The following is a 9,912-nucleotide window of genomic DNA, read 5'->3' as shown; positions in this document are numbered from 1 at the left end:
GCTCCCCACGGGTACACCAGCTGAAGGCTCAATTCAGGTTGCGGGCGCTCCCAACAACGCACACCGGATGGCTCGCCGGGGACGCACGGCGGAAAACAACGCCCGTTCCGGGCGTTCGCGCGCTCTGCGTGCGTGCGCGGCGAAGCCGCGCAGTTTTCCGCCTCCCCGTGGGCGCTGCGCGCCATGCAAAAGCGGACGTGCCTCCCCAAACGCACTCCCAATACGGTACCGGAGACTCCCGGGCAGAGGCATTGCGCCTGCGGCGCGGCGGCGGGCGGGATGCTGTAAGCCCGTTCGCTGATCCGTGGACGGGGCGCCGCCGACTTTGGCCGAAGGCCAACCGGAGGCGGCGTTGGGGTCGCAGGGGCGAAGCCCCTCGTGCCCTTCTTTGGTTCCTTTCTTGGGCACGCAAGAAAGGAACTCGCTGTCGGTCGACTACCGACAAGCTCCGCCGCTCGATGAGCGGCAAATCTAAGACCGCCGTCGGCCGACCACCGACATACTCCTCCGCTCCCCGAGCGGCAAAATTAATCGATCACTTTGGCATAGAGGAGGCGGTCGTCGGGACCAACCTCCTCGTTGGAATTCGGGTGCGCGAGGGTGAGGTTGCCGTCGGCGTGCAGCAGGCCGAAAAGCCCCTGCTTGGCGTTGTTGCGCAGGACGAGCTCGCCGAGGGTAAGCCCGATCTCCTTGGCGTCGGGTTCGTCCGCATCGAAGGAGACGGTCGCGGAGTCGAGATAGACGTTCTTGACCTGGTCGCGGCCGGTGAGCATCGAATAGATCGCGTCAACCGAGATGTTGGTGGGGCAGACGGTGTGCAGCCCGAAGTGGGAGAAGACGTTGCCGCGCCGGGGGTCGTAGACGCGCGCAAGCACGCGGGGAACTTTAAAAATTTCGCTCGCGAGCTGGCAGACCATGACGTTCATATTGTCGTCGTCGGTGACGGCGGCAAGCGCGTCGCAGTTTTCGATGCCGCCGCGCCGCAAAACGTCCTGGTCGATGGGCACGCCGGTGACGTTGTAACCGGAAAAGTCGTCCGCGAGGGAGGAAAAATGCGCGGGATTCTGGTCAATGACCGCGACGTCGTGGCCCATGCGGGAGAGCACGTTGGAGAGCTGCGACCCGACCTTGCCGCATCCGACGATCAGAATATTCATAAAGGAACGCTCCTTTTCCGCTCAGAGTGATGGTAAGGCCAGTATACACCTTTTCGCACCGGAAGGAAAGGGAAAGCGGCCGAATGCCCCGAAAATCCGGGAAAAACGGGCGGGAACGGTTGACGAATCGGGAAACCATGCTATACTGAACAGGTGACAAACAACAGACAATATTTTTGTAAGATTTGTTAGGTGGTTTCAGATGATTACAGTCAGCAATGTCAGCCTGACGTTCGGCGGGACCAAGCTCTTTGCGAACGCGGACCTCAAGTTTCTGCCGGGCAACTGCTACGGCATCATCGGCGCGAACGGCGCCGGCAAATCCACTTTCCTGCGCATCCTTTCGGGGGAGCTCGAGCCGACCACCGGCGAGATCGCCATCCAGAAGGGCTGCCGCATGTCGGTGCTCAAGCAGGATCAATTCCAGTATGACCAGTATCCGGTCATCGATACCGTGATCATGGGCAACGCCCACCTCTATGAGGTCATGAAGGAGAAGGACGCCCTCTATGAGAAGCCCGACTTCTCGGAGGAGGACGGCGCGCGCGCCGCCGAGCTCGAGGGGGAGTTCGCCGAGATGAACGGCTGGGACGCCGAGACCGATTCCGGCCGCATCCTGTCGGGCCTGGGCATTTCGCCCGACATGTACGGCCTGCCCATGGGGGAATTAAAGGGCGGCGACAAGGTCAAGGTCCTGCTCGCGCAGGCGCTCTTCGGCCAGCCGGACATCCTCCTGCTCGACGAGCCCACCAACAACCTCGACATCAAATCGATCGACTGGCTGGAGGATTTCCTGCTCGATTTCCCCGGCACGCTGATCGTCGTGTCGCATGACCGGCACTTCCTCAATACCGTCTGCACCCACATCGTCGACATCGATTTCAACAAGGTGCGGATGTATGTGGGCAACTACGATTTCTGGTATGAGTCGAGCAAGCTGATGCAGCAGATCATGAAGGACCAGAACAAGCGCCGCGAGGACCAGATCAAGGATTTGCAGAGCTTCATCCAGCGGTTCTCGGCCAACAAATCCAAATCCAAGCAGGCCACCTCCCGCCGCAAGCTGCTCGACAAGCTGACCGTCGACGAAATGCCCGCCTCCTCCCGCCGTTACCCGTGGGTCAACTTCAAGCCCGACCGCGAGGCGGGCAAGGATATCCTCGAGGTGAGGGACCTCTCCAAGACAATCGACGGGGTCAAGGTGCTCGACCGGGTGAGCTTTGTCGTCAACAAAGGGGACAAGATCGCCTTTGTCGGGGAAAATGAGCAGGGCCAGACCGCCCTGCTGCGCATCCTGATGGAGGAGCTCGAGCCGGACGAGGGCAGCTTCAAATGGGGCCAGACCACCTCGCAGGCCTATTTCCCCAAGGACAACTCCGCCTTCTTCGACGGATGCGACCTCAATATGCTCCAGTGGTTCGCGCAGTTCTCCCCTGACGACAAGGAGACCTTTATGCGCGGCTTCCTCGGGCGGATGCTCTTTTCGGGCGACGACGTCTACAAGCCCGTCAAGGTGCTGTCGGGCGGCGAAAAAGTGCGCTGCATGCTCTCCCGCATGATGCTCACCGGCGCGAACGTCCTGCTGCTCGACCAGCCCACCAACCACCTCGACCTCGAGTCGATCACGGCGGTCAACAACGGACTTGCCGACTATCCCGGAAACCTGCTCTTTACCTCGCAGGACCACCAGTTCATCGAGACGATCGCCAACCGGATCATCGAGATCCACATGGACGGCACGATCACCGACCGGATGGGCTCCTACGACGAATACCGCGAGTGGAAGGCCGCGCAGGGCTGAATCCGCCGCAAAGCCGGACACAGACGCCCCCGGGGCCGCCATCGGCGGTCCCGGGGGTTTTCGCGCGGAGGAAGGCGCGGGCGCGGGCTTGCGCCGCCCCCATGGGACGGCGGGCGGTTCCGCCGCCTCGCGGCGGCCCGCTCCCGCGCTTCGCGCGGGCAAGCCCGCCCCGCGCGCCGCTTTCTTTCGTGAAGAAAGCGGCGCAGAGAAGCGTTCGCCGAAGGGCCCCGTCCTCGAAAAGCCCCGGCGTTCCGCCAGGAACGCCGGGGATTTTCTCACCCGCCGCCTTTTTGAAAAGGCGGGCGAAAGGTTTAAGCATTGAACACGGACAGCGTCTACGGCGTGGGGCGGCGGCCAGCCTGATAAAAGTTCTTTGCCAAGGCTTTCTTTCAAGAAAGCCTTACAAGAAAGCCGTAACGCTCGTCCGGAACTTCTAATCCGTGGGCGAGTTGGGCTCGACGACGGGTTCTGCGGCGGAGGGATCGGGCTTTTTGGAGATCACGCCCGCGAGAACCATCGAGGCTTTGGCTGAGGCGGGGCCGATCATCTCATAGAGCACCGCGGAGGAGAGGATGATGGTCGAGAGCAGGGTGCCCATCTCGGGCGGGAGCATCCGCTGGCCGAGCACGGCGAGGCCGATCGATACCCCGGCCTGCGGGATGAGCGCGAGGCCGAGATAGTTGCGGGTGGCGGCGTCGCATTTGGCCGCCGCCGCGCCGAGGAAGGCGCCCGCGTATTTGCCCGCGATGCGCACGATGAAGTAGCCCACGCCGATGATGCCCGCGCCCGCCAGCGCGGGCACGTTGAGCCGCATGCCCGAGAGCACGAAGAAGAGGAGCAGCACGGGCGGCGCGAAGGCGTTGAGCTGCTTAAAGAGCTTTTTGCTGCCGCTGATGTTGCAGTAGGCGGTGCCGCAGGCCATGCAGGAGAGCAGCGGGGAGACGTCGAAGAGGGTGCACACCCCCGACACGCCGAGGATGATCGCCACGACGAGCACCAGCCGGTGGTCCTGCGAGCGGCCCTCGGTGATGAGCCGGTTGAGGAGCCAGCCGCCCAGGACGCCCACCGCGAGCGCCGCGAGGTTGAGGAAGAGCGGGCGCAGCACGAGGCCGAAGTCCATGGCGCGGCTGTCGTTGAGGTTCTGCACGACGACGGTGCAGACGCTGAAGGCGATGAGGGAGACGGCGTCGTCGAGCGCGACCACCTGGAGAATGATGTTGACGAACGGCCCCTTCGCATGGTACTGCCGGATGGTCATGATGGTGGAGGCGGGCGCGGTGGCGCAGCCGATCGCGCCGAGCAGCAGCGAGAAGGGCACCGGCAGGCGGAAGATAAAGATCATCGTGAGGGTGACGGCGGCGGCCGCGACGAGCGATTCCGCGAGGGTGATGGCGATGACCTTGGCCCCGCTCTTTTTGAGGGCGGAGAGCTTGAAGTAGCGCCCCACGCCGAAGGCGATGAAGGCGAGCGCCACGTCGTTGACGAAGTCCATGTGCCGGATGACGGAGACCGGGATCAGCCGGAGCGCCCAGGGGCCGATCAGGATGCCCGCGAGGATGTAGCCGGTGACGTTGGGCAATCGCAGCCGTTTGGTAAGACGCGTGACAAAAAAGCCCGCGAACAGCATGAGCGCCAGCGAGAGAACGATCTCGGCGGCGGTGCTGACCTGTTCCACCCGTTCGAGCATGGAAAGCCCCCCTTTTGCGCAGGGATGCCCCTGTTTTTTGGTAGACCCATTGTAGCGCAAACCGCAGCCGAATGCAACAGTTTACACAAAAATAAAAACGATTGTCCCGGTCCCTTATGGGGAACATGAACAATCGTTTTGATTATGCGGGCACGATTGGGTCGGCCTTCCCATCGGGCGCCAGCCGGTAGATCTCCCAGCAGCCGCGCTCGCCGGGAAGCTCCTCCATCGCCGCGCGCACGCCCGCCGCGTCCCCGGGCGGGAAGCGCAGCGAGATGCCGCAGGAGGCGGAAACGGCGCGCGGCGTGGGCATCACCGTGACGGGGAACCGCCCCGTGAGATGCTTTTCCGCGCGCATCGCGCTGTGCGTGGAGGAAAAGACGATCACACAGCAGTCCATCAGAGGGAGACGACCTTTCCGGCGCGCTTCATCCGCTCGACGATGTCGTACATGTTGCTCACGGTCCCGACCTGGAGCTTGTCGGCGATCCCGTAGAAGTTGAGGCAGGTCCCGCAGACGAGGACGTCCACGCCTTTGCCGGCAAGCTCGCACAGGTGCCCGGCGACCTGGTCGTTGAGGGTGGGCAGCTTGACCCCGCCGTTCATGAAGAGCACCGCCTCCGGCAGGTCGTCCGACTGAGAGAGGGTGTAGAAAAACATCTTCATGAGCGAGCCGCCCAGCTCGGGGTCGCCCTCGCCCACCGTCTCCCGGCCGACGAAGACCGCCCACGAGCGGTCCGCGGGTCCGGCGTCCCGCGCGTCCGCGCCGGACGGGCCGGCCTGCTCGCAGGGGGCCTTGGTGAAGTCGATCGAAAAGACACCGTCCGCGCTCTGCACTGTGGTGCGGTAGCCCTGGCTGTCCGCCAGCCGCTGGAGATTCTCCACCGCCGTCGCGTTATCAGCCTCGACGGTAAATTCCGCCGCGCCCCCGTCGATCTCCTTTTTTGCCAGCACCACCGGAATGGGGCAGAGCTTGCCCTTCGCGTCCACCAGAATACCCATGATAAAGACCTCCTGTCCGTTCGTTCAGATTCTGTTCCTATTGTACCCCGCCGGCGGGAATTTTTCAAGCCGCGCAAGGCGCCCGGCGGGGCGGAAAACCGCCGAAGCTCCCCGCAGGAAAGGGAGTTCTTGTCGAAAATGTAATTGGCAGGATTCGGTAAATGTGCTATACTGACTTAATAGGGATTTTCAGACGGAGCGATCCGGATGCGCGGATCGCCATGACGGACCCCGCGAGAGAGGGCGTTGACAGATGGCTCAGGGGAAACTTGAAAAACGGTGCAGCAGCCGGCTGTGCAGGTGCGTCCTGTCCCTTGCGGGCGGGACGACGGTGCGCTATGCCGACGAGGGCTTTTTTGATATGGCGGGATTCCCGCGGGAGTATCTCGAGACCTCCTGCGGGGGCTCGCTGAAAACGGCGTCCCCACAGTTGTACGGACAGATCTGCGCGATGCGGGAGCAGCCGGACAATCCGGGCCGGGGAGAGGCCGAGTTCCGCTACCAGCGCGCGGACGGCACCGAGCTGTGGCTCTACCTCAACGGCGGCCTGGCGGAGCTGGAGGGGGAGCGGAGGCTCGAATGCCTCTTCCTCGACGTCACCGAGCTGGTGGTCGCCAGGACCCGCCTGGAGAACATCACCAACACGATCCCCGGCGGGGTCGTGCAGCTTTCATTCGGTGAAGACTGGCGCATCCTCTACGCGAACGACGGGTTCTACCGCCTGAACGGCTACACCCGCCAGGAGTACCGGGCGCTCGCGGGGGACCTCTTCATCCGCCTGATGCACCCGGACGACGAAGCCGTCTTTGAAACGGCGGTCCGGGAGATGATCGGGACCCGGCAGACCGGGGTGGCGGACTACCGCGTCCGCCAGAAGGACGGGAGCTGGCGCTGGAGGGTCGCCTACGGAAAGATGATCGGCAGCACCGAGGAGGGCGTGCCGGTCATCCAGTGCGTGATCCTGGACAACGAGGAAAAACGGCAGCTCGAGCAAAAGCTCGAGCTGGAAAACGAGCGCTACCAGGCGGTGGCGCAGATGTCCGACGGGGTGCTGTGGGAGTATAGCGCCGCGGAGGACGTGGCGATCGTCCCCTACAGCGTGCGCAGCGTGCTGGTCGACCAGATGCGCACGCCCGGGTTTTCGGACAGCGCCTACGCGCAGGGCACGGTCCACCCGGAGGACCTCCCCCGGCTGGAGCAGTTCCGAAGGGAGCTGCGGGAGGGAAAGCCGCACATTCTCTTCGAGTTCCGGGCGCGGCAGCCGGGCGGCGGGGAATACCGCTGGCACCGGGCGGAGGGGGTCACCCTCTGCGACGCCGACGGCCGCCCGGCGCGGACGGTCGGGCGCACGGCGGACATCGACCGGGAAAAGCGGGAGCGCCTGCGCCTGCGGGACGCCGCCGAGCGCGACCCGATGACGGGGCTTTACAACCGCTCGGTCGTCCAGCGCCTGATCGACGAGCGGTTCGAGCAGGACCCGCCCGTGCGGACCGGCAGCCTCTTTGTGGTGGACATCGACAATTTCAAGGCGGTCAACGACCGCCTCGGGCACCTCTTCGGGGACGTCCTGCTCACCAACATCGCCAAGGCGATGCGGGAGACGGTGCGTCCGGGGGACATCCTCGGGCGGATCGGCGGGGACGAATTCGTCGTGTTCCTGCCGGGCGCCTCCCGCGCGGAGGGGGAGCGGGTCGCCGGCGAGCTGGTCGCGCGTGTCTCGCGCATCTACGCGGGCGAGTTCACCGACCTGCAAATCACGGCGAGCGTCGGCGTCGCGGACTGCCCCCGGTGCGGCGATCATTACGTGGAGCTCTTCCGCAAGGCGGACCGCGCGCTCTACCGCGCCAAAAGGCACGGCAAGGACCGCGCCGAGGCCTATGAGCCGGACGGCCGCGGCGCGGACGGGGAGGAGAGCCTGCTCAACCTCTACGAGATGGACCGCCCCGAGGTGCGCTGGCAGGACGGCGAGATGGAGAGCATGCTCGACCTCTTTCCGCGCATCCTGAGCTCCAGCAAGGACATCGACAGCGCGATCTACCTGATGCTCGACCGCATCGGGGAATACTGCCGCGCCGCCGACGTTGGCATCCTGGAACGCACCCCCAAGGGGGACCGCCTGCAGGCCACCTACCTGTGGAAGCAGGGGACCGGGCGGGTGCCGATCAGCTCGGAGGAGGCCTTCTCCTTCTCCCAGTGGCCCGGCTACCTCCAGCGGTTTGAGGAGGGGGTCTACACAGAGCCGGACGGGACCATGCTGCCGGGCTGCGTGCGCCCGGACCGGCGCTGCGCGCTGCTCCAGTGCGGCATTTACGACGAGGGGGCGTTCAGCGGCTGCGTGGTCGTCTGCGACCGCGGCGGCAGGCACGACTGGACCCGGCAGGAGATCGCGCTCACGCTGGGGTTCGCGCGGGCGGTCACCCCCTACATCCTCAAGCGGCGCACCGCCGCCGAGGCGCAGTACCGGCTTGACCGCGCCCTCAACTTCGACGAGCTCACCGGGCTGCTCTCACTGGGCAGCTTCAAGGAGCGCGCCGCCGCCTATCTGGCGGCCTCCCCGCGGTCCCGGTGCGCCATCATCTACTCCGACATCGTCAACTTCAAATACATCAACGACGCCTACGGCTTCACCACCGGCGACGAGGTGCTGCGCGACTTTGCCCGCGCGATCACCGAGCGGGGCGGCGCGGTCTGCTCCGCCCGCCTGGGCAACGACAGCTTTATCTCCCTCACCCGGTACGAGTCGCTCGACCAGCTCGAAAAGCACATCTCCCGCATCGACCAGGAGTTCAATGCCGGCGTCCGGGAGAAGCTGCCGGGCAGCAACGTCATGGTCGCGTCGGGGGTCTGCCCCCTCTCGCTCACGCAGGGGGACCTCGTGGAGGCGATCGACAACGCCAACATCGCGCGCAAAAGCATCAAGGGCTTCCACAAGGGGGGCTGCGCGATCTTCGAGGAGGGGATGAAGCGCCGCCTCTCCGCCGAGGCGCAGATGGCCAACCGGATGGAGTACGCGCTGGAAAACCGGGAGTTCGTCGTCTATCTCCAGCCCAAGGTGGCCCTGCGGGACGGGCGGATGGTCGGCGCGGAGGCGCTGGTGCGCTGGCGGCGGCAGGACGGGAGCATCATCCCGCCCGACGAGTTCATCCCCTTCTTCGAACGCAACGGCTTCGTCACCCGCATCGACCTCTACGTGCTCGACCGGGTGCTCGAGCGGATGAGCGTGTGGAAGGCCGCGGGCAAGCGGCTGGTGCCGCTGTCGGTCAACATCTCCCGCATCCACGGGGACAGCCCCAACCAGGCGGAAAAGATCCTCGAGCTCACCCGGCGGTGGGGGATCGAGCCCGCGATGATCGAGTTCGAGCTCACCGAGACCGCCCTCTTCCAGAACGCGGGGCGGGTGCGCTCCCTGCTGGAAAAGCTGATGGAGATGGGCTTCGGCGTGTCGATCGACGATTTCGGCGCGGGGTATTCCTCCCTCAACGTGCTGCCCTCCATCCCGGCGAACATCCTCAAGCTCGACAAGGGCTTTTTGCAGGGCCGGGGCTTCAACGAGCGCAACCGCACGCTGGTGCGGCATATGATCTCGATGGCGGTCGACCTCAACTTCCGGGTCATCTGCGAGGGGGTCGAGACGGCGCAGGACGTCGAGTTCCTGCGCGCGGTGGGCTGCGACATGGCGCAGGGCTACTATTTCGCCAGGCCGATGCCGATCGATGAATTTGAAGAGCGCTGGATGGAGTGACCGTCCGGTGTGAAAGAGAGGGGGAACGCCCGTTGGAGATCACGGAGACGCCGCTTTTCGCGGGTTTTTCCGGGGAGGAGACCCGCCACCTGCTCGGCTGCATCGGCGCGCGGGAGCGGGCGTGCCCGCCCGGGGAGCCGCTGCTGCCGCCGGGGGAGAGCCGCCCGCACGCGGGCGTCCTGCTCGAGGGCGGCGCGGCGGGCAAAGATGCGTGCGCAAACCTTGCGCCGGGGGATTTTTTCCTCGCGGAAGGGCCTGCGCGGCCGGCGGCGGGGCCTGACGGGGCACGCGCGGTGATCTTCCGGGTCGACCGGGCGCGCGCCGTCTGCGGGGCCTCCTGCCCCTACCACAGGGTGATGGCGGAACGGTTCGACCGGCTCGCGCGGGCATGGAGCGCGGCCGGATAGAAGACGGGAAAACCGGGGCGGGGGGGGTTGGCCCCCCCCCCCCGGTGTGGGATTAACAATGGGTACCCCCACGAAAGGAAGCGGTGGGGGTTGGAAAGGGTTAACCGGCGGCGGTT

The 9,912-nt window shown here is 65.3% G+C and carries 7 protein-coding genes; 3 read left to right on the top strand and 4 right to left on the bottom strand.

From position 1 onward, the window contains the following. Positions 1-527 precede the first annotated feature (527 nt). Complete coding sequence (locus tag RCI06_RS11280) at positions 528-1,157, bottom strand: TrkA family potassium uptake protein (RefSeq protein WP_101548122.1); 630 nt, start codon at positions 1,155-1,157, stop codon at positions 528-530. Positions 1,158-1,359: 202 nt separating this feature from the next. Here RCI06_RS11280 and RCI06_RS11275 point away from each other — a divergent pair, with 202 nt between their 5' ends. Further along, entirely contained in the window at positions 1,360-2,958 is a 1,599-nt protein-coding gene (locus RCI06_RS11275; protein WP_101548124.1) for an ABC-F family ATP-binding cassette domain-containing protein, read from the top strand. Positions 2,959-3,391: 433 nt separating this feature from the next. On the opposite strand, the gene RCI06_RS11270 is transcribed toward RCI06_RS11275, so the two are convergent. The 3 genes from RCI06_RS11270 to yedF form a co-directional block, all read right to left on the bottom strand. Further along, entirely contained in the window at positions 3,392-4,645 is a 1,254-nt protein-coding gene (locus RCI06_RS11270; RefSeq protein ID WP_306576148.1) for a cation:proton antiporter, read from the bottom strand. Between the two features lie 142 nt (positions 4,646-4,787). Beyond that, the gene (locus RCI06_RS11265; protein ID WP_101548128.1) at positions 4,788-5,045 is read right to left on the bottom strand and encodes a DUF3343 domain-containing protein; all 258 of its coding nucleotides are present in this window, start codon (positions 5,043-5,045) and stop codon (positions 4,788-4,790) included. Beyond that, positions 5,045-5,647 carry a sulfurtransferase-like selenium metabolism protein YedF gene (gene yedF, locus RCI06_RS11260; RefSeq protein ID WP_101548130.1) on the bottom strand — a complete coding sequence of 201 codons (603 nt, stop codon included), beginning with the start codon at positions 5,645-5,647 and terminating at the stop codon, positions 5,045-5,047. Before yedF ends, RCI06_RS11265 begins: the two co-directional genes overlap by 1 nt. 253 nt (positions 5,648-5,900) lie before the next feature. Here yedF and RCI06_RS11255 point away from each other — a divergent pair, with 253 nt between their 5' ends. Continuing rightward, the gene (locus tag RCI06_RS11255; RefSeq protein ID WP_306576145.1) at positions 5,901-9,389 is read left to right on the top strand and encodes a GGDEF and EAL domain-containing protein; all 3,489 of its coding nucleotides are present in this window, start codon (positions 5,901-5,903) and stop codon (positions 9,387-9,389) included. Between the two features lie 32 nt (positions 9,390-9,421). Next, positions 9,422-9,796, top strand: a complete 375-nt coding sequence (locus RCI06_RS11250) for a hypothetical protein (RefSeq protein ID WP_172439107.1) — start codon at positions 9,422-9,424, stop codon at positions 9,794-9,796. Positions 9,797-9,912 lie beyond the last annotated feature (116 nt).

The sequence above is a fragment of the Anaerotruncus massiliensis (ex Togo et al. 2026) genome (assembly GCF_030825285.1).
GTDB lineage: Bacteria > Bacillota > Clostridia > Oscillospirales > Ruminococcaceae > Anaerotruncus > Anaerotruncus massiliensis.
The sequence above is the reverse complement of the archived record's forward strand: the minus strand, read 5'-3'. Positions and strand labels throughout refer to the sequence as shown.

Excerpts from the sequence above, each read along its gene's own strand:
- RCI06_RS11280 (WP_101548122.1), bottom strand. The coding sequence starts at position 1,157 with ATGAATATTCTGATCGTCGGATGCGGCAAGGTCGGGTCGCAGCTCTCC.
- RCI06_RS11275 (WP_101548124.1), top strand. The coding sequence starts at position 1,360 with ATGATTACAGTCAGCAATGTCAGCCTGACGTTCGGCGGGACCAAGCTC.
- RCI06_RS11270 (WP_306576148.1), bottom strand. The coding sequence starts at position 4,645 with ATGCTCGAACGGGTGGAACAGGTCAGCACCGCCGCCGAGATCGTTCTC.
- RCI06_RS11265 (WP_101548128.1), bottom strand. The coding sequence starts at position 5,045 with ATGGACTGCTGTGTGATCGTCTTTTCCTCCACGCACAGCGCGATGCGC.
- yedF (WP_101548130.1), bottom strand. The coding sequence starts at position 5,647 with ATGGGTATTCTGGTGGACGCGAAGGGCAAGCTCTGCCCCATTCCGGTG.
- RCI06_RS11255 (WP_306576145.1), top strand. The coding sequence starts at position 5,901 with ATGGCTCAGGGGAAACTTGAAAAACGGTGCAGCAGCCGGCTGTGCAGG.